Raw genomic sequence first — 22,853 nt, forward strand, 5'->3', positions numbered from 1 at the left:
ACCTCATCTTTTTGGCGGAAAGGTATCAGGTGCCAAAGGCACATGCGTATGTCCTCTCGTGCCGGTTCCGCCTGTCGCCGGGTTAATCGGTTGCCCATTTTTCACCGAGATCCAATAACCATTTTCCAACCCTGGAACAGGAGTGGAGCCAGCAGGCATTAATCGGATATACGTACTTCCCGGTGCTGATGGATCCGTACCCGGCGGAAAATAAATAGTACTCCCTGACGTTTTTCCTGGCTTACTTGTCCACGTTAAAGGAATTACGGGGCTTTGGGGGGGATTGGTGAATGCCTCAAGCTTTGGAGGCACCTTTGGTCCACCAGGAGGAACCTTGAGGCCGAGTATAGAGCCTGCGATTACCGGGCTGATACCCGGATCAATCGGAATAGTTACATCCCCCTGCGCTTCCTGCTCCTGGAGTGGAATATGCTCCCTGAGTGTGTGCCTTAACTCCTCATCCACCTCCTGTACAGAATTGTGACCCTGCATCTGGTCTATATGGGAATGATTCTGTGTGTTGTATTCCGTCGCGTATTTCGCAATTTCCGAGCCTAAGGCGAGATCCCCGCTCACAGCCGCAGCGCCAATCAACCCGGTAAGTTGAGAGAGCGATTTTTGAAGTTCTTGATTGTCACCAGCCATGAAAATAAGCGCATTTATTGCCGCTTCGTTCAATCCTGCTGCTGCCGCACCAGTAGCGAAATCTCCTCCCATCACTTGAGAAATCAAACCACCCATCAGCGCATGCGCGGCAACTTTCTCCACACTGCCATCCGGAAATCTGATTGTTTTGTCGCCAACCCAGTTGAACCCGGTCGCCATGGCGACACTGCTCGCCTCACCCAGCAACGCCGCTCCAAAGTTGTCACCAAAGCTACCGCCACCAATGGTGGTGGAAATTCCGCTGGAGATAATCGCGCGCCCCGTCGTGCGGATAGCGACATCAGTAATATTGCTGCTGGTCAGGATATTTGCAGTTTTGCTGCCACCAGCCGCAAACCAGTTGGTGTCTGCATAGTCGAGCATGCCCGCCGTAAACCCGGCGATAGCCGCATTTTTCAAACTACCGGCACTGAAGGTCTCCTTGAACGCGGCCCCTAGATCACCCTTGTTATTAATGGTGCTGGTAACGCCCGTGGTTGCCAGACTTGTTGCGATTGCCCCACCGAAGCCACCGCCGACCAGGCCCAGCCCTGCCGGCCCCATGACGAAAGACATCATGATCGCGATTGCTATTTGTGCCGCCGGGCCCAGTCCCGAGTTCTCGTATTTGAAAGACTCGTGAATCTCCTTCACCCGCTGCCAATCCACGTCCCCCCGGGCCTCGGCATCCTTCAACCAGGCCAGCTGCGGATCCGCCTTGACCATAGCGTCGATGGTCTGGCTGACGGATTGCTGATTCACATCCTTGATGTCGATGTTCAGGCCGTCGACTGCCTTGATAACGATATTGCCCTTGGCGATCATCTGGGTTTGGCGCAAGGTCTCGTCGGTATTGCCGCGACCTTTGGAGGACACCCAGCCAGCGCTGTTGTTGGTCTTGGTATGGTTTTCGTCATGGAGGTCCTTGACCCCCTGAAAAGTAATCGCCCCGCCACTGTCCAGCGTGATGTTGTTGCCACTTTCCAGCTTGGCGACCTGATACAGCTGATCACCTTTGCTCGACAGCGTCAGGTTGCCACCGGCCTTGATTTCGGAGCCGACGTGCTTAATGTCGGTCACCTCATCGTGCTGCATCTTCAGCTTGCCGAAGCTGCCTTTTTTCTTCATGTCATATAGCGAGTAGTCCGTATCTTGCGCGGCCAGGAGTTCGAGACGGTCTCCCGCGACCAGGTAGGCTTCATCACCCGCAGTAACGCGGCTGGAAATCACACTGAGGTCTTTGCCCGCATCGAGTTTGACGTCGCCACCCGCGGTAATCCCGGACATAACCTGAGTGACATGATCCTCCTGGCGCTTCTCTTTCTTATTTTTGGATTTAGAGTGCTCTTCATCCGCCGCCGAGCTGATCACCAGATTCTCGGCAGCCTTCATCGACACATCACGCTTGGCATCGATCTCACTGGCAATCACATTGATGTCGCGCTTGGCCTCGGCCTTGAAGTCACGTCCGGCATCGATATCGGCGGCCAGTTGAGTGATATCGCTGCTACTTGCCCTTGAACCCAACGAAACACTGTTATTAATCTGCACGGACGAAACATTAACGTCGCGCCCGGCATTCAATGCCATGTCCTGACCGCTGCGCATCACACCACCGACAATATTGATGTCGTTGGCCGCTTTGACAGTCAGGTCGTTGGCCGCTTCGATCCGCGCTGCGTTATCGGCAAAATCCTGATGCCGGGTGACGGTGCCGTACTGGTCGTCCATCGAGGTGATGGTCCGTTCGTTGATCACATCCCCCGTGCGCGTGGTCAGGCTGACATCGCGTCCAGCAATGATCCCGCCGGCCTTGTTGACGATGTTGTTGGTCGCCAACAGATCCAGCCGATTACCCGCCTCGACCGAACCGCTGTTGATCAGATCCTTGCCCGCCGTCGCTGACAGGTTATTGGTCGCTTTCAAGGTACCGACGTTATCGAGGTTTTCCCCGGCGATCAGGGTCACATCCTTACCGGCAATCAGTGCCCCGGTCGGGCCGAGGCGGCCATTCGCTTGCGCCAGATACACCACCGGCACCAGGACTTTTTCGCCATTCACTTCGTGCTCTTCGAGCCAGACGATGTCGTGGGTCAGTGCCGCGACTTGCTGCGACGTGAGGCCGACGCCCACCGACAGGTTGAGCGCGTCCTTGCTGGCGATGGCGTTGTTCATCAGGTACTTGAACATGCCCTCGTTGGAGGTCTGGCCGTCGAGGAAGGCCTGACCGGTGCGGGCGGTCACGGCTTGCTGGATCAGGCGTTGTTCATAGAGGCCGTCGCCCAGGCGTTTGGCGCTCTGGTCGGGGTTGTAGCCGAGTTTGGCCAGCAGGTAATCGGAGCTCATGAAGGACTTGAGGTCGGTGAGTACCGGGTTGGTTTCGATCAGGTATTTGTGCGGGTTAGACGGTGCCTTGGTGTCCGGCAGGCCGGTAACGCGGGTGACCGGACGGGTGTCATCACCAGTGCTCGAGGTTCGATGGAACGTATCGACCGCACGAGTGCTGTCGGAAACCTGAGCCGGGGCGTCAACAAACAGATTGCGCGGGCCGCCATTGGTGGCGACGGCCAAATGATCCTGAGCGCTGATCGCTTCATTGCCCACCGTCCAGGTCGGCGCGGGGCCGTTACCAGCCGATGCAACGCTACTGCCCTGCCCGCTCAAACGGAACAAGCCGTTTTCGCCTGTGGGCAAGGAGAAGCCTGGCAGACTCAACGGATTGACCTGCTGCTGGGCGAGGTCTGGCGGCAGTTGGCTGTTGATACGGACAACGACAGTGTCACTGTTACCAACCTTGGTGTCGGCGACTTTATTGGTGCCACCGGTTGAGCTGTAATCCTCGTGGATGACGGCGTTTACCACTTCCTTGGTGGCGTTGATCGAGACGTTGCCAGCGGCCTGGATGACTGCGTTGCGACCGGTCGCGGCACCAGGCAGCCCCGCACTGGTACTTGGCGTTTCATCCGCAAAACCTTTCTGGTACTGCGCCAGTTCGCTCGGCAACGCCAGCAGGTTATCGGGGTCGTACTGCGACGGAGTCGAGGTTTCGAAACCGGCGCTGAATCCAGACATGGCCCGGCCATATTTGCGACTGCCGACGTTTTCACCGGTTTCGTCGTCGGTGATGACAATGCCGCCGCCCACTGTCGTGGCTGTGGCTTTGCGGATCAAACCTTGCGGCGCGATCACGTAATACACAGAAGGGAAATCGGGATTGTTGCGCTGGTTATAGGGCATCACGACTTCGGCCATGAACTTTGCCGTGCTGCCAGTCCCCATTTCAAAGTTGTACTGGCGCGTAACGTCGATAACTCCGCTTTTGGCGCCAATGTTCTTCAGGGAGTCAGCAGTGACGGTGATGTTGCCACCCGCCGCCACAGTACTTTTGCTGTTGAGGAACGTGCCGCCCTGGAAAACAAAATCCTTGCCGATGTTAAGTACGGCGGAAGCGCTGGTATCACTGTCGACAAATTGATACGTCTCGCGCGTGGCGAGGAAATTGTTGAACGTGCCGCCAACACAGTCACCACACGTAGCCGCGATAAACCCCGATATCAGCTTGCGCTCGACCGACGCCGACGGGCCTTCCGTACGGTTCTCGAACACATCGGCGTTCAGCGTGAAATCCTTCACGCTCTCCATCGAACCGGAAATGTTGTAGACCCCGGCAGCCCGCGCCGCGCCGCCATATCCACCGATCAGCACATTGCCCAGACCGTAGAAATCGCCGTGCTGGTTGGTCAGCGTGCTGACGCCGAGTGTCATGTTGTTGCCGCTGAAAATCAGCCCGCGATCGTTGAGCAATGTGGGCGTGTTGATGAACAGGTTCTGCGCCGCCCCGAGGCTGCCGTAGTTGGCAACGCTGCCGGCGTTGACGGTGAGGTCTTCGCTGGAGGTGATGCGTCCCGCGTTGAGCAGTTGCCCACCGACGCTGATGGTCGATGTCGCACCAGCGGCAAAACTGCCGCCCGCACTGAGGTTCATTTGTGCAGCGGAGAGATAGGTGCCGCGCTGACTGCTCAGTCGACCGCTACCCGCATAGGTTCCGCCCAACTGCATATCGATGGAGCCATCACTGGCAATCAAGCCGTTGTTGGTCCAGTTGCCGCCCCGGGCCTGCAAAGACTCCGAAGCCAGCAGTTTGCCGCTGGCGCTCTGGCGGAATTCGCGCACGTTCACGTTCAGGCGACCGGCCTGAATCGCGCTGGTGTTGTTCCAGCTATCGGCATTGAGTTCCAGCAGGCCGCCGGTGACGATGCTGCCACCCGCGCCCAGCACATTGGCTGTCGAGATATCGAACTTGCCGCGCCCAACGTGGTTGAGCTGCCCGCCGCTGTTGAGGAAGCTGCCGACCGCCAGGGTCAGGTCAGTGTTGGCGGTTTCCAGTACGCCATTGCGGTTGTCGAGCAAACCTGCAATCTGAAATTCGGTTTTGCCGGAGACGCCCAGCGAGCGCAGGCGTCCGTTCTGGTTATCGAGCATTCCCGCTTTGACGCTCAGTTGTGTGTCGCTTTCGATGACGCCCGCGCCATTGCTTAGCGCACCACTGAGGCTGAAATCGATGCGCTCGGCGGCAATCTGTCCGCCGCTGTTATCGAGGCTTGCGCCAGTGACGCCCAACAGCTTTTTCGCATAAAGCACGCCACTGTCATTAGTCAGCGCAGCCGTGGTGATGCTGCTGTCTGCCGCTTGCGCCGAGATCCGCCCGCCGTTGTTGTTCAGCCCCGCCAATGCCGACAGCGTCAGGCTCTGCGCCTGAATGATGCCACCCTGACGGTTGTTGTTCAGGTCGAAACCATTGCGCAGGACGCCAACCGTGCGCGCCTCCAAGGCACCTTTGATGCTCGAGAGCGTGCCGCCACGGTTATCGATGTTGGCCGCTGTGATCAGCACATCGCCGTTCTGGGCAATGACTTTGCCGCTCTGGTTGTCGAAATCGCCGCTGATCTCAAGGGTCAGACCGCTGTCGCTCTGGATCGAGCCTTTGCCGTTAAGCAGGCGGGCCGCTTTCAGTTGCGCATCGGCATTCTTGCTGTAGATCAGGCCATCGGCCTGGTTGCTGATGGCGCCCGTGGCGCTGATCAGCAATTGGTCATTGGCGGCAATGGTGCCCTTGTTGCTGTTGTCCAGCGAGCCGGTACGCAGGTCGAGATTTTTCTGGCTGGCGAGCTGACCGTTCTGGTTGTGCAGATCGGTCACGCCCTTGATCAGCAGCGGGCCGGCAGCCACGAGTTTACCGGCGTTGTTGTTCAGCTCACCGCTCAGGTTGAGGGTGATCGCATCGTTGCTGGCGATCTGTCCGCCGCTGTTGTCGAGGCTTGAAGCCGTGGCATTGATGACCTGCTGCGCATTGATAGCGCCGCCGATATTGCTGAACGCGGTGCTGACGATATCCAGCGCCGCACCGCTGGCAATCAGGCCACCCTGATGGTTATCGAGCGTACCGGCCAGCGTCAGGGTCTGCCCTGCTCCACTGCTGAGGTTACCCTTGTCGCTGTTATCGAGACTGCCGGCGTTGATGCTCAGATTGCCTTGCGCGACCACCGCGCCCGCGCCGCTGTTGAGCAGCTTGCCGCTGAGATCAACGCTGACATCAGCGTATTTGCTCGACAGCGTACCGCCGTCGCGGTTGTCGAGGCTGTTGCCGTTCACCGCCAGCGCTTGCCAGCCGGACAGCAGACCTTTCTGGTTGATCAAATCCGTGCCGCGTACCAACAGTTTTTCACCGCTGATGATTTTGCCGGCGCTGTTATTCATCGCTCGGCCGATCAAGTCAAAACCGAGGTTGCTGGAGACTTCGCCGTTCTGGTTACTCAGATCGCGCAGGCGCTTGAGGGTCAGCGGGCCTTTGGCGGTGAGCAGACCGTTCTGGTTGTCGAGGTCGCCGTTGACCAGATCCACGGTGAGCGATTTGTCACTCAGCAGTCGCCCACCGTTCTGGGTCAACGAGGTCAGTGTCAGATCAACGTCACCGTTGGCGGAGACTTCGCCATCGTTGCTGGAGTCAAGACCGGTCGCCCTCAGCGTCAGGTTGCCCTTGCTGTTGATCAAGCCTTTGCCGTCGTTGCGCAACTGGCCGTCGACGTTCAGCTCAAGATCACCACGGCTGATCAAGCTGCCGCCGCTGTTGTTCACATTCCCCGCGCGGGCATCGATGGCTGCCGCGCCGATCATGCCTTTGACGTTATCCAGCGCCGCCGCGATGCGCAGGGTCAGCCCCTGATTACTCAAGAGACTGCCGTCGCTGTTATCAAGATATTGCGCGGTCAGTGTGAACGCTTCCGCGCTGGAGATCGTGCCGCCCTGGTTGTTGACGCCGTTGAGTTGCTTGAGCAGCAGCGCGCCGGGGGTGTTGATCGAACCACCGTTGTTCAGTTGCCCATGATTCAGATCCAGGCTCAGGCGCGTGTTGCTGAACAGCTTGCCGCCCTGTTGATCAAGCCCTTTGACCGACGCCGTCAGCGTGCCCTGACTGCCGATACTGCCAGCACCATTGTTGGTGACTTGCCCGGCGACGAGGTCCAGGGTGTCGGCACTGCTGAGCAAGCCCTCGCTGTTATCGAATGCGCCGGTGGTGACGGTGACCGCACCTTTACCGCTGAGCGTGCCCTGCTGACGGTTGTCGAGGCTGCCGCTGTCAATGACGAGCGCACCGTCGGTGACAATCTTGCCGCCGAGGTTATCGAGGCCACCACGGCTGACGAGCTTCAAATCGGCGGCACTGGAGAAAATGCCCAGGTTGTTGATCAGCTGCGCGGCGTTGACTGTCAGCGTCGCTTCACTGCTGACTTTGCCCTGAGCGTTATCGAAAGCATCGTCGATGGTCAACTGCATGGCCTGCTGGCTGCGCAATTCCCCGCCGTTGTTGGCCAGCGTGCGCGCGTGCAGCGTGAACCGCGTGGCCGCATCGATCAGACCCTTGTTGCGGTTGAGCACTTGATCAACCGTCAGCGTCGCTGACTTGCTGGCGAAAACCTTGCCGCCGTCGCTGTTGTCGAGCTTTTTGCCGGTGAGCAGCAGGTCGCTGTTGGTGCTGATTTCGCCACCGCGATTATCCAGCTCAGCGACCGTCAGGGTCATGGCGCTGGTCGAACCGAGCAGGCCATTCTGACGGTTATCGAGTTGATCGGCGTTGAGTTTGAGCACGCCGGTGGCGATCAACTTGCCTTTCTGGTTGTTGACGTTTTGCGCCTGAACGCTGACATCCGACTTGCCAACGAGGTTGCCGCTGCGGTTGTCCAGAGACTTGGCGGTGAGCGTGAGTTGGCCGTCGGCAATCACCGTACCGAGCTGGTTATCCAGGGTCTGGTCGGCAGTCAGCTGCAACGCGCTGCGGCCGCTGATCAAGCCTGCCTGGTTGAACAGTGTGCCGGCGGAAACGCTTGTTGCGCCTTTGGCGGTGATCGCACCTTTGTCGCGGTTGTCGAGCAAGCCATCGACGCGCACCGTCAGCCCGCTATCGCTGACCAATGAACCGGCACCGCGGTTATCGAGACTGGCCGCTTTGAGATTGACCATTGCACCGGAACCGAGCACGCCGCCACGGTTGTCCAGCGCCGCGCTGAGATCGATGTTCAAGCCCAGATCGCCGAGCATCCGGCCGTTGCGGTTGTCCAGAGCCCCACCGCCGATGGCAATGGCTTTGGCGTTGAGCGTACCGTTCTGGTTGTTCAGGGTGGCGGCGTTGACCGTCAGATTGCGGCTGGCCAGCAAGCTCTTGCCGGTGTTGTCCAGATGCTGAGCGGTCAGGCTCAGATCGCCGCTGGCATTACGGCTGCCGTCGGCGTTGACGCCCGCTTCGATGGTGCCGGCGTTCGTCAGTCGACCACCAGCGCTGAGGCTGATGCTGTCGCGGGCGGCGAGGGTCTGGCGGTTGGTCAGGTTGCCTTGAGTCTGCACATTGAGCGCGGTGCCTGCATAGATCGCACTTTGGGTATCGAGGCTGACGGCCTTGACGTTGACGGCGCCAGTGGCCGAGGTTTCTGCGAGGCTCAACTGGCCGTTGGCATCGAGCTGAATATCGCCGCCGCTGGCAATCAGTTTGCCGTCGAGCTTCACCCCGACGCCGGCCTCGGTGCCGACCAGTTTGATCGCGCCGGCATACATGCCGCCGAGGGCCGAAGAGTCGATCGCCAGTTGTGGTTTGCCGCTGCCGTCGTCGGCGCGCGCGGTGGCGTTAAGGGTTTGTGCGTTGACGTCGTTGCGCCCGGCAACAATCGTCAGGTTCTGCGCCTGAATCTCGGCGTTGATCTTCGCGCTGCGGGTGATGATTTCGAAGCGGTCGACGTTGGTCGCGTTGAGTCCCGCGCCCTCGATGGCTACAGAACCCTGATCAACCTGAAAGCGATCCAGTCGGCCGTTGTCGAGCACCGGTTTACCGGTGGTCAACGTCACACGCGGTGAGTTGATGAAACCGCAACCATTACAGGTAATGCCATAAGGGTTGGCGACGATCACCCGCGCCGACTGGCCCGCCACTTCGGTGTAACCGCGCAACTGGCTCGGATTGCCGCTGATGACTTCGTTGAGAATTGCCTGCGCCGAACCGCTGTTTTTCAGGTTCGGGTTGTCGATGATGTGCCCGCCCAACTGCGTGATCGTGTTCTGGGTCGAGCCGTTGTTGAGGATCAGTCCTTGCGCGCCGACGTTGTAATCGTGGAACTGGTTATGCGACAGACCGCTGGCATTGGGCGTGGCGATGTTGATGATCGGCACACCGTTGCCGGCACGATCCAGCGAGGTATTCGGATTGGCCACCACGATGCCGTCGGCCTGCGCCCACATCGGTTGCCAGAACATGACGTTCGCCAGCAGGAACGCCAGTCCGCGCTTGGGCATGCCCAGGAAACGTTCGTGGTTTTTTTCGGCAGCAGAAGGCTGACTGGCCAGAAGAGCCAGTTGAAGGACGTCCATATCAGAATCTCGGGGCGGGCAACGGTCGGGGGGGAAATCCACGCAAAAACCGACCGGCAAGGCAGACGACGTCAGCGGATGCGATCGTTCAGGAAATAAGCGAATGTCACGTCGACGGCAGGCAGGCTAGGCGCGACGAAGCAGTGATATCAATATAGTGGCACTATTGTAGAGAGGCATAATTCTGGCGTCAATTAATGGATGAGACTCGTGCTTCACGATGCCTGAGCCCAATTGGCTGCCTGCCGAACGTTGCGTTCGGCTCAATAAAGGCTGGAGAAATGGGGACAGGACACATTTTTTAACGTGGGCTGTCTCCATTTGTCCCCCTGCCTCCTTGACATGCTCAGCGACCCAACGGGCGGCGGGGTAGGCTTGGTTTATAGCCGTGGGAACCAAACGAACATCTGCGCCGACACCTGTTCATCTATTACCCACCCAACGAATTACCGGTTTTAGCGTTTAGCCACATTATTGCTTCGGCGCATCCATTCTCGGCGGCTTTGTTGAGATACCTGAGCTGTTCTTCATTAAGGTTTGGCGTCGACATTTGAACCGATAAGCGCATATAAAGGTTGGCGCGAAAGCTTCTTTCGTCTAGCGGTACGATCGTAAATAAAGATCGTCTATCGCTGAAGATATTACATGTCGGTAGCATTGTCGGTTGAGGGTAGTATTTTTTATAAATGGTTTCATTTTTAGGAAGGGCCTCGATGAGTGAGCGGAACCCAAGCGTTTTAACCTCATCGGAGCATTCGAAAAACATTAGTAATCCCGCCGGAGTAAATCCATTGCTCAAACTGGACCTCAGCAGGTTGCAGGTTTCTTCTTCGGAAAGTTGAACGATCGACGACATAAATACTAGACGATACTGCGCAGCTGGGTTGCCATCCTCAGCTGAGCGCTTGAGCAAAGGCATTCCTTCTTTTAAAAGCGCTTGCACTTCATCCTTATATTGTTGTTTCTTTTGTTCAGGGAATTTCTCGTTAATAGGTAACTGATCACGAGCAGCGTACAAATTGCTAGTCAGTTCATCAATTTTCACCAGGTAAGGTAGCGCCTTGAAGTACAGTGCTTCACTTTCTTCGGATATTTTAAAGTTGCTTGCGTTTGCGAGGGCTATAAAAAAAACGGAAGCAATAGCGAAACATATCTTGATTGAAATTTTTAACACTTAAAACGTCCTTTTTCACTTTCGTTAAGATTAAAGGCAAAATGGGTGAAACGGGGGATAGACCACGTTTTCGGAGTGCTTCTGAACATGCTCTGCCCCCATTCGAGCCAGGAAGCGTTTGATAATAAGAAAAACTCGTCAGCTCGCTTTACTTCAGCGGCCCCAACACGTCATTGGTGAAAAATCGTGTATTCTCCTCCGAGGCTGGCTCCATTCCAAAGTAGCAATTACCAAACTCGAATTTCTTGGCCACTTCCTTCGAGAACGCAAAAAAAGCACCAACACCATCGACATCCGCCAACCCGTCATCATCCTCATCAAAACTAATATCAAGATCAAAACCACCTTGATACTTAAGAATTCGAATGAGTGCCGAGTTTACGCTCACATCTATAAACTTCAGACTTCGAACATTGATAAGTACACTCACTGCGCCATTGAAATCAAGTGCGGCGTCGACAGCATCAAGCTCAAGCTTCCCATCGTTCCAGACTGAAAAAACCTCTGAACACTCAGCGCCGATTACTGAGGCTGCATTGGTAATAACTGTTTCCAACAAGGGCAAACCACATTCTGTTTGACGTTCTCAAATACGATGTCTAATAGCCCAGCCATGGTGCCCTCCTTCAATCAACGGACCCTTTGAAGAGTTGAACGGGTAGAACGGGTAGAACGGGGACAGACCACGTTTTCGGAGTACTTTCTAAACGTGGTCTGTCCCCATTTATCCACAGAGAAGAAAGCTGGTTAACCACCATGCTTGTTCTGTTGCCTGGCTTTCCATATCCCGTGGATCGTTTTGATCACCAGGTAAACCACTGCCGCCATCGCGTAGGCTCCAGCACCTTTCAGTACACGCCATACGCTCTCATAACTGTACAACCAGACTCCGTCTTTCAGAAAAACGAAAATCGCACCGCACAACACGGAGACTAAACCCACTGCAACAAACAGCAGATAACAGAGGCTGGAAGCCAGAAGAAAGGTTCCCACTCCTATTTTTTTTGGACTCACTTTTTACCCACCACAGTTTGAATCCAGTCTGAAAGCGCTTCAGATCCATAAGAACCGCCCATGTTGCCCAAAACCGATGATGTGGATTCCCGCACAATGGGTTTCAACATATTCGAGATCACGGGTCCCCCTTAGAAAACCGAGAGTTGTGCCGGCAACTGATCCTACTACTGGAGGGATCGAATCCTCCCCCTTTATCACGCTACCTGTCAGAGAGCCGCCGCCCCCTGCAGTCTGGGGTAAAACGGGGACAGACCATGTTTTCGGAGTGCTTTCTAAACGTGGTCTGTCCTCATTTGTTCCCTGCAATTTCCGGGAGATAAACGGGGACAGCCCATTTACCTCTTCAAAAGCACATCGCTTAAAACCCCAAAAAAAACACGATCATATAAAGGCCGAATGCAAATGACGCCAACAGCGCACGCCACTCCGGATTTGAACTCTTCCCCAAACTACTGGGACCTATGGCAATTCGACGGCCGCACAAGTAGTTCCATACGCCCTGACCAAACAAAATCTGAACAACGACCATTGTAAAAAAACGCTTGAAGCTTCCATCAAATCTCAGCACCGCGTTAGCAAAACTGGCACCCAACAAAATCAGACCTACACAGTTGGGATATTTGAATAAAAGCCCCACCAAAAAACTCATACGCCCGGGCATTAAAACTCCCCCTTTGCCAACTTATCCCAAACTTTTGCCAGCCCCAAAGCGTTTGATATTCTGCCTGCCGTGATTTCATCCACGCCTTTCGATCTCGCGTAACGTTCAAATCCGATACTTAACACAGTACTTGTCACAGCGGTGACTGTTTCGTCATTGAGATAGCCCGCAAGTAGTGAAGCTGCCATTGATGTATTTGACATGGTCACCGAGATACCTGCAGGGGTAAAAATCGCCAGGAGCGAGGTAAGGTCCGAGACATCGCTGGCCATCTTCACATTCGCTGCCCGGATCCATTTGAGCGTATTGATATCGCTTAAATCAATGTTCGCTCCGGACGCAATGCATTCTGCAGTAGCACACGACTGAAATTTCGGAGTATAGAGCTTTCCGTCGATAGCTATCGGCACTCTGTAGCCACCGTCTTCGTCCAGAGGATAGCCAGTCAAAGCGTCTCGTTTACCCGGTCCGCTCGGTGTCTTCGACCAATCATGCTTGTCATTCAAAGAGCCGAATCCTGTCTCGGCCGATAGTGCCCATGAGTACGCACCAGTACTTTCTTTGATAAAGGCAATAATGTCTCTATCAGCAGGTGCAAAGTTCTGCAAATACATGCCATTGCCCAAATCAATCCAATTGCCACCGGTATCGTAGATCCCGCCGCTTGGCACGACTATGTCTGTTGCGGCCGTGATATTAGTGCCATTGACAGAGGACAATCTCAGTTGTGCTTCAATCTGCTCAACCGTGTATTTGCCACCACTACGCGCGGCCAATTGGGCAGCAAGGTCCTTGTCTTCCTTGTGTAATTGACGGTTGAACTGCGTAGCAAACTTTGTGACCCAGGCGGCATTCGCCAATGTGTTTGCAGTGACATTCTCTTGAACCGAGCCGGCCAGAACTCCAATGATTTGAGAACTCATCGTCAGGAGATTCGGATTGCCTTTAACCAGATTATCCAGGTAACCAATCAATGCTTCGTTTGCACCGGCGGCAAGCGCACCCGTCGCAAAATCACCTCCGGTCGCCTCGGCAAGGAGCCCTCCTACCATTGCGTGAATGACAACCTTTGTCGCAGATCCGTCATCGATGACATCTTTGGTGAGATCACCTACAAGATTGAAACTGACTGCCGCCAATGTATTGAACAACGCAGTTTTCAGTACATCGCTGACATTTGCATCGCCACCCAGAGCCTTGGTTATCAGTGCAGACGTACCGCCCTGCAATACTTGACTTCCAGCGAATTGCCCCACACCCGTCCAAGTGGTCAATGGCGGTGATATCACTTTGTTGGTAACTGGATCGACTTTTATGCCTGTCAGGTCATTCAAATAGGCAGAGGTCAACCCTGCGGTGAGACCGGAAATAACGTATCCCTGCAGAGCGTCGGAGGAAGTAACGTCAGCAAATACCGCTCCAAGATTGCCACCATTATTGATAAAGCTGACCGACGCATTTGTTGCCGCACCGGAAGCAACGGCAGCAATACCAGCTGCCCAAGCCGTTCCAACTGTTCCGCTCAAGGCACCGAGAACCGCCGGTCCAACCACTGCGGCCATGACGATCGCGATGATCATTTGCGAAGCCGGACCGAGACCTGAATTGTCGTATTTGAACGACTCGTGAATTTCTTTGACCAGCCGCCAGTCGACGTCACCCCGTGCTTCAGCATCTTTCAACCAGGCCAGTTGCGGATCAGCCTTGACCATTGTGTCGATGGTTTGACTAACGGATTGCTGGTTGACGTCCTTGATATCGATCTTCAGTCCTTCAACTGCTTTGATCGTGATTATCCCGCCTGCCGTCATATGGGTCTGACGCAGCGTTTCATCGGTATTACCCTTACCTTTCGATGACACCCATGCCGCGTTATTGTTGGTTTTCTCGTGGCTTTCCTGATGCAGGTCTTTCACACCTTCAAATGTAATGGAGCCACCGCTGTCCAGAATGATGTTCTTGCCACTTTCAAGTTCCGCCACTTGATACAGCTGGTCGCCCTTACTTTTCAGGGTCAGGTCACCTCCAGCCGAGATTTCGCTGCCAATATGAGTATTCTTGGTCACTTCGTCACGTTTGGTTTGAAGCTTGCCGAAACTACCCTTTTTCTTCTTGTCATAGAGCGAATAGTCAGAGTCTTGCAATGCAAGTATTTCGAGTTTGTCGCCTGCCGCCAAATAGGCTTCGTCACCTGCGGTAACCCGACTGGAGATCACGCTGAGGTCATTGCCTGCGTCCAGCTTGACGTCGCCACCTGCCGAAACCCCGGACATGACCTGGCTGACATGATCTTCCTGACGGGTGACTTTTTTGTTTTTGGACAGTGAGTGTTCTTCATCCGCAGCCGACGTGATGACGATATCGCCGACTGCCTTCATCGTCACATCACGTTTGGCATCGATTTGACTGGCAATGACATTGATATCGCGTTTGGCATCAGCTTTGAAATCGCCTCCAGCATCAATTTCAGCGCCCAATTGGGTCACATCGCTGCTGTTGTGCTTCGCGTCCTGGTAAACACTATTGGATACTTGCACCGAGGATATATTCAAGTCACGAGCGGCATTCAGCACCATGTCGCGACCACTTTGCATGACACCACCAAGAATGTTGATGTCCTGAGCAGCTTTAACAGTAAGGTTATTCGAGGCTTCGATTCTTGCAGCGTTATCGGCATAGTCATGCATCTGAATGCCAAATCGGGTGGCATTGGCAGAAGTCGTTATCGTCCGGGTGTTAAGCACGTCCCCTTTGAGGGTGGTCAGGCTGACATCGCGACCTGTAATAATCCCTCCAGACTTGTTGACGATGTCATTGGTCGCCAATAGATCCAGACGATTACCTGCCTCAATCAACCCGCTGCTGACCAGATCCTTACCCGCCGTCGCCAACAGATTATTCGTGGCCTTCAACGTACCGACGTTATCGAGGTTTTCACCCGCAATCAACGTCACATCACTACCGGCAATCAACGCCCCGGTTGGACCCAGGCGGCCATTGGCCTGCGCCAGATACACCACCGGCACCAGCACCTTTTCGCCATTCACTTCGTGCTCTTCGAGCCAGACGATGTCGTGCGTCAGCGCGGCGACTTGCTGCGACGTGAGGCCGACGCCGACGGACAGGTTGAGCGCGTCCTTGCTGGCGATGGCGTTGTTCATCAGGTACTTGAACATGCCCTCGTTAGAGGTCTGGCCGTCGAGGAAGGCCTGACCGGTGCGCGCAGTGACGGCTTGCTGAATCAGGCGCTGCTCGTAGAGACCATCGCCTAGGCGCTTGGCGCTCTGGTCGGGGTCATAGCCGAGTTTTTCCAGTAGGTAGTCGGAGCTCATGAACGACTTGAGGTCGGTGAGTACCGGGTTGGTTTCGATCAGGTATTTGTGCGCGTTGGACGGTGCCTTGGTGTCCGGCAGGCCGGTGACGCGGGTCACCGGGCGGTTGTCGATCGAGTCTTTGGCGTCGCTGCCAACGCTCGGCGTGCGACGGAATGTATCGACTGCGCGGGTGCTGTCGGAGACCTGAGCCGGCGCGTCAATAAACAGATTGCGCGGGCCGCCAGTGGTCGCGACGGCCACATGGTCCTGAGCACTGATCGCGCCACTGCCGACAGTCCAGGTCGGCGCTGGGCCGTTGCCGGACGACGCGGTGCTGCTGCCCTGCCCGCTCAAACGAAACAGGCCGTTTTCACCGGTGGGCAGGGAGAAGCCCGGCAAGCTCAGCGGATTGACTTGCTGCTGCGCGAGGTCTGGTGGCAGCTGGCTATTGATACGGATAACCGTGGTGCCACTGCTGCCGACTTTGGTGTCGGCAACTTTGTTGGTTCCGCCAGTTGAGCCGTAGTCCTCATGGATAACGGCGTTTTCAATGGTCCGAGTGGCCGTGATCGCGACTTTGCCGCCTGCCTGGATAACCGCATTGCGACCGGCAACAGTGTTCGCGCCGTCCAAGGGACGCTCTTTATCATCGGTCAGCGTGAACCCCTGCAATCTGGTGGGCATTTCCACGAGGTTGTTGGGGTCGTATTGGGATTGAGGACTGGTGTTTCCCCATGAATATCCGGACAGGGTCAAGGAGGAGACGGACTTGTTGGTTACCGTATCCTTGATTTCGACGACATAGGTCGTGCCGCCATCATGGCCAGGCTCTCGCCCTTTCGCCGATGAAACGACACCTCGGGCAAAATTCCCGCTGCCGTCGATGTAATAGACGTTCGGAAAGTCCGGGTTATTGCGCTGGTTGTAGCCAATCACCTCAGGCATGAAGACATTGAAAGAGCCAGAATCAATTGCGCCAGTACGGTAGGTACGGGTGCGCTCGATGCTGCCGCTGACCGCGCCAACGTTCCTCAGGTTATTGGCATTGATGGTGATGTTGCCGGAAGCGCTGAGCGTACTTTTGCTGTTGAGGAACTCACCGCCGTTGAAGACGAAATCGCCACCGGCAGTCAGCAAGGAAGAGGCCGTGGTGTCGTTGTCCTGACCACCCTCGAAGACTTCACGAGCAATGAGATTGACGTCGTAAGTGCCGCCCGAACAATCGCCACACTGAACGGCGATAAACCCGGAAACCAGCTTGCGATTCAGGGCAAAGTTTTGGGTACCGTCGTCACCTGACGTGCGGTTGGCGAAGTTGGCAGCGTCGATCTTGAAGGTTTTGCCGCTCTCCATCGAACCTGACAGGTTCAACACCTGGCTGGCTTGCGCGGTACCGTAACCCTTTATGGTCACGTTACCCAGCCCGTAGAAATCACCGTTCTGGTTAGTGAGATTGCCGACGCTGAGCGTCATGTCATTGCCGCTGAAAATCAACCCGCGATCGTTGAGCAACGAAGACGTGTTCATGGACAGGTTCTGCGCTGCACCCAGGCTGCCGTAGTTGACAACGCTGCCGGCGTTGACGGTCAGATCTTCGCTAGAGGACATGCGTCCCGAATTGAGCAATTGCCCGCCGACACGGAGAGTCGATGTCGCGCCTGCAGCGAAACTGCCGCCTGCCCCAATGTTCATCTGTGCGACGGTCAGTTCGCTGCCACGCAGGCTGGTCAAGCGGCCGGTGCCCGCATAAACACCGCCCAACTGCATGTCGAGGGTGCCATCACTGGCGATGAGTCCGTTGTTGGTCCAGTTGCCGCCCCGGGCCTGCAAAGACTCCGAAGCCAGCAGTTTGCCGCTGGCGCTCTGGCTGAATTCGCGCACGTTCACGTTCAGGCGACCGGCCTGAATCGCGCTGGTGTTGTTCCAGCTATCGGCATTTAGTTCCAGCAGGCCGCCGGTGACGATGCTGCCACCCGCGCCCAGCACATTGGCCGTGGAGATATCGAATTTGCCGCGCCCAACGTGGTTGAGTTGCCCGCCGCTGTTGAGGAAGCTGCCGACCGCCAAGGTCAAGTCCGTGTTAGCGGTTTCCAGTATGCCATTGCGGTTGTCGAGCAAACTTGCAATCTGAAATTCGGTTTTGCCGGTGGTGCCCAGCGAGCGCAGGCGCCCGTTCTGGTTATCGAGCGTTCCCGCTTTGACGCTCAGTTGTGTGTCGCTTTCGATGACGCCCGCGCCATTGCTTAGCGCACCACTGAGGCTGAAATCGATGCGCTCGGCGGCAATCTGGCCTCCGCTGTTATCGAGGCTTGCGCCGGTAACGCCCAACAGCTTTTTCGCATAAAGCACGCCACTGCCGTTAGTCAGCGCAGCCGTGGTGATGCTGCTGTCTGCCGCTTGCGCCGAAATGCGCCCGCCGTTGTTGTTCAGGCCCGCCAATGCCGACAGCGTCAGGCTCTGCGCCTGAATGATGCCACCCTGACGGTTGTTGTTCAGGTCGAAACCGTTGCGCAGGACGCCAACCGTGCGCGCCTCCAAGGCTCCTTTGATGCTGGAAAGCGTGCCGCCACGGTTATCGATGTTGGCGGCTGTGATCAGCACATCGCCGTTCTGGGCGATGACCTTGCCGCTCTGATTATCGAAGTCGCCGCTGATCTCAAGGGTCAGACCGCTATCGGTCTGGATCGAGCCTTTGCCGTTAAGCAGGCGGGCCGCTTTCAGTTGCGCATCGGCATTCTTGCTGTAGATCAGGCCATCGGCCTGGTTGCTGACGGCGCCCGTGGCGGTGATCAGCAACTGGTCATTGGCGGCAATGGTGCCCTTGTTGCTGTTGTCCAGCGAACCGGTGCGCAGGTCGAGATTTTTCTGGCTGGCGAGCTGACCGTTCTGGTTGTGCAGATCGGTTACGCCCTTGATCAGCAGCGGGCCGGCAGCCGCGAGTTTACCGGCGTTGTTGTTCAGGTCACCGCTCAGGTTAAGGGTGATCGCATCGTTGCTGGCGATCTGTCCGCCGCTGTTGTCGAGGCTTGAAGCCGTGGCATTGATGACCTGCTGCGCATTGATAGCGCCGCCGATATTGCTGAACGCGGTGCTGACGATATCCAGCGCCGCACCGCTGGCAATCAGGCCGCCCTGATTGTTATTAAGCGCACCGGCCAGCGTCAGGGTCTGCCCTGCTCCACTGCTGAGGTTGCCCTTGTCGCTGTTATCGAGACTGCCGGCGTTGATGCTCAGATTGCCTTGCGCGACCACCGCGCCCGCGCCGCTGTTGAGCAGCTTGCCGCTGAGATCAACGCTGACATCGGCGTACTTGCTGGATAGCGTGCCGCTGTCGCGGTTATCGAGGCTGTCGCCGCTGACCGTGAGCCCTTGCCAGCCGGACAGCAGACCTTTCTGGTTGATCAGATCCGTGCCGCGCACCAACAGTTTTTCACCGCTGATGATTTTACCGGCGCTGTTGTTTATCGTTCGGGCGATGAGGTCAAAACCGAGGTTGCTGGAGACTTCGCCGTTCTGGTTACTCAGATCGCGCAGGCGCTTGAGGGTCAGCGGGCCTTTGGCGGTGAGCAGACCGTTCTGGTTGTCGAGGTCGCCGTTGACCAGATCCACGGTGAGCGATTTGTCACTCAGCAGTCGCCCACCGTTCTGGGTCAACGAGGTCAGTGTCAGATCAACGTCACCGTTGGCGGAGACTTCGCCATCGTTGCTGGAGTCAAGACCGGTCGCCTTCAGCGTCAGGTTGCCTTTGCTGTTGATCAAACCACTGTCGCGGTTATTGAGCTCGGCACTGTCGATGTGCAGCGTTTGTGCAGCGCTGATCAGCCCTCTGGCGTCGTTACGCAATTGGCCGTCGACGGTGATGTCCAGATCGCCACGACTGATCAGGCCACCACCGCCGTTGTTCGCGCTTCCCGCGCGGACATCAATGGAAGCGGCGCCGATCATGCCCTTGACGTTATCCAGTGCTGCGGCAATGCGCAGAGTCAGGCCCTGATTGCTCAAAAGATTGCCGTTGCCGTTATCCAGACTTTGCGCGGTCAGCGTGAAGGCTTCCGCGCTGGAGATCGTGCCGCCCTGGTTGTTGACGCCGTTGAGTTGTTTGAGCAGCAGCGCGCCGGGGGCGTTGATCAAACCGCCGTTGTTCAACTGACCGTGATTCAAATCCAGGCTAAGACGCGTGTTGCTGAACAGCTTGCCGCCCTGTTGATCGAGACCTGTGACCGAAGCTGTCAGAGCGCCTTGACTACCGATAATGCCGTCACCGGTATTGGTGACCTGAGCGGCGATGAGGTTCAGGGTGTCGGCACTGCTGAGCAGGCCATTGCTGTTATCGAATGCGCCGGTGGTAACGGTGACTGCACCTTTACCGCTGAGCGTGCCCTGCTGACGGTTGTCGAGGCTGCCGCTTTCAATGACGAGTGCACCATCAGTAACAACCTTGCCGCCCTGGTTCTCGATGCCACCACGGCTGACCAGTTTCAAATCGGCGGCACTGGAAAGACTGCCCTGGACGTTGTTCATCTGTGCAGTGTCGACCGTCAACGTCGATTCACTGCTGACCTTGCCCTGAGTGTTATCGAAGGCGTCGTCGGCAGTCAGGTGCATGGTTTGCTGACTGCGCAATTCACCGCCGTTGTTGGCCAGAGTGCGCGCTTGCACAGTCAAGAGCGTGCCCGCATCGATCAGGCCTTTGTTGCGGTTGAGCACTTCATCGATGGTCAGCTTCAGCGCCTTGCCGGAGAACAGCTTGCCGCCATCGCTGTTGTCGAGTTTTTTACCGGTGAGCAGCAGATCGCTGTTGGTGCTGATTTCGCCGCCACGGTTATCCATTTCACCCACGGTCAGGGTCATGGCTTTGGTTGAACCCAACAGACCGTTTTGACGATTATCAAGTTGACCGGCGTTGAGTTTGAGCACACCGGTGGCGATCAACTTACCGTTCTGGTTGTCGGCGTTCTCTGCCAGCACGCTGACGTCCGATTTGCCGGCGACGTTGCCGCCACGGTTGTCCAGAATACCCGCCGTAAGCGAGAGCTGACCGTCGGCAATCGCCGTGCCCGACTGATTATCCAACGTCTTGTCGGTGGTCAACTGCAACACGCCGCGACTGCTGATCAGGCCTTCGTGGTTATCGAGACTGGCGCTGTGGCTGTCCACAGTGGCGCCGGAAATCACACCTTTGACGTTGTTCAATGCTTGCGCTATGCGTAGCGTCAAGCCTTGTTGTCCGAGGAGTTGACCATTGCTGTTGTTGAACAGGCCAGTATCGATCCGGCTGTTTTGTTTACTGATGATCAGGCCTTTTTGACTGTTGTCCAGGCTTGCACTGTTGACGGCCAATAGGCTATCGGTGCTGATCGAACCTGCCCGATTCAGCAATACTCCCGCGCTGGTGATCGTGAGCTTGCCGGCACTGCTCAGGTTGCCGGTGCTGTTATCGATACGCCCGGCGTTGAGGGTCAGCGTGCCTTCACTGCTGATGACGCCGCCAGCATTGGTCAGCGCATCATCAAGCGTAATCACCAAGCCCATGAGACTGCTGAAGTTGCCGCCGCTGTTGTCCAGCCTTTGGCCGGTCAGGATCGTCGCGCCTTTGGCGGTGATCTCGCCCCTGTTGCGATTGTCGAGCAAGCCACTGACGCGCAGAGTCAGACCACCATCGCTGACCACCGAGCCCGCATCGCGGTTATCGACACTGGCGGCTTTGAGGTCTACCGCCCACCCGGAACCGAGCACGCCATCACGGTTGTCCAGCGCTGCGCTCAGATCAATATTCAACCCGAGATCGCCAAGAATCTGACCGCTGCGGTTGTCCAGAGCCCCGCCGGTGAGGGCGATGTTTTTTGCACTGAGCAAACCGTTCTGGTTGTTCAGGGTGGCGGCGTTGACCGTCAGATTACGGCTGGCCAGCAAGCTCTTGCCGGTGTTGTCCAGATGCTGAGCGGTCAGGCTCAGATCGCCGCTGGCATTGCGGCTGCCGTCGGCGTTGACGCCGGCTTCGATGGTGCCGGCGTTGGTCAGTTGCCCGCCGGCGCTGAGGGTGATGCTGTCGCGGGCCGCGAGGGTCTGGCGGTTGGTCAGGTTGCCCTGAGTTTGCACGTTGAGCGCGGTGCCTGCATAGATCGCGCTTTGGGTATCGAGGCTGGCAGCCTTGACGTTGACGGCGCCAGTGGCCGAGGTTTCTGCGAGGCTCAACTGGCCATTGGCGTCGAGCTGAATATCGCCGCCGCTGGCAATCAGTTTGCCGTCAAGTTTCACCCCGACCCCGGCCTCGGTACCGACCAGTTTGATCGCGCCGGCATACATGCCGCCGAGTGCCGAGGAGTCGATGGCCAGTTGCGGCTTGCTGCTGCCGTCATCAGCACGGGCCGTAGCATTCAGAGTTTGTGCGTTGACGTCGTTACGCCCGGCCACAATCGTCAGGTTCTGCGCCTGAATCTCGGCGTTGATCTTCGCGCTGCGGGTGATGATTTCGAAACGGTCGACGTTGGTCGCGTTGAGGCCCGCGCCCTCGATGGCCACCGAACCCTGATCAACCTGAAAGCGATCCAGCCGACCGTTGTCGAGCACCGGTTTGCCAGTGGTCAGGGTTACCCGTGGCGAGTTGATAAAACCGCACCCGTTGCAGGTAATGCCATAAGGGTTGGCAACAATGACCCGCGCCGACTGGCCCGCCACTTCGGTGTAACCGCGCAACTGGCTCGGATTGCCGCTGATGACTTCGTTGAGAATCGCCTGCGCCGAACCGCTGTTTTTCAGGTTCGGGTTGTCGATGATGTGCCCGCCCAACTGGGTGAGATTATTCTGCGTCGAGCCGTTGTTGAGGATCAGCCCCTGCGCACCGACGTTGTAATCGTGGAACTGGTTATGCGACAGGCCGCTGGCATTGGGCGTAGCGATGTTGATGATCGGCACGCCATTGCCGGCGCGATCCAGCGAGGTATTGGGGTTGGCCACGACAATACCGTCAGCCTGCGCCCACATCGGTTGCCAGAACATGACATTGGCCAGCAAAAACGCCACCCCGCGCTTGGGCATGCCCAAAAAACGTTCACGGTCTTTTACGGCCGCAGAAGGTTGGAGTGCAAGAAAGGCAAACTGGCGAACGTCCATGTCGGTGTTCTCGGAA

Annotated in this window: 5 protein-coding genes; all 5 read right to left on the reverse strand. The window is 56.7% G+C overall.

Annotation, left to right across the window (positions count from 1 at the left end; all coding sequences use genetic code 11):
* Positions 1-3: 3 nt before the first annotated feature.
* The gene (locus L8H52_RS06655; protein ID WP_242206198.1) at positions 4-9,558 is read right to left on the reverse strand and encodes a DUF637 domain-containing protein; all 9,555 of its coding nucleotides are present in this window, start codon (positions 9,556-9,558) and stop codon (positions 4-6) included.
* A 430-nt stretch (positions 9,559-9,988) separates the two neighbouring features.
* Positions 9,989-10,732 carry a hypothetical protein gene (locus tag L8H52_RS06660; protein WP_242206200.1) on the reverse strand — a complete coding sequence of 248 codons (744 nt, stop codon included), beginning with the start codon at positions 10,730-10,732 and terminating at the stop codon, positions 9,989-9,991.
* Positions 10,733-10,880: 148 nt separating this feature from the next.
* Entirely contained in the window at positions 10,881-11,288 is a 408-nt protein-coding gene (locus L8H52_RS06665) for a hypothetical protein (protein ID WP_242206202.1), read from the reverse strand.
* An 819-nt stretch (positions 11,289-12,107) separates the two neighbouring features.
* Positions 12,108-12,410 (reverse strand): hypothetical protein, encoded by a 303-nt coding sequence (locus L8H52_RS06670; RefSeq protein ID WP_242206204.1) that lies wholly within the window; start codon positions 12,408-12,410, stop codon positions 12,108-12,110.
* A complete protein-coding gene (locus L8H52_RS06675) occupies positions 12,410-22,837 on the reverse strand; it encodes a filamentous hemagglutinin N-terminal domain-containing protein (RefSeq protein ID WP_242206206.1) in 10,428 nt (3,475 codons plus the stop codon). Before L8H52_RS06675 ends, L8H52_RS06670 begins: the two co-directional genes overlap by 1 nt.
* Positions 22,838-22,853 lie beyond the last annotated feature (16 nt).

Source organism: Pseudomonas sp. CROZ-RG-20F-R04-15, from assembly GCF_022662375.1.
Lineage (GTDB): Bacteria > Pseudomonadota > Gammaproteobacteria > Pseudomonadales > Pseudomonadaceae > Aquipseudomonas.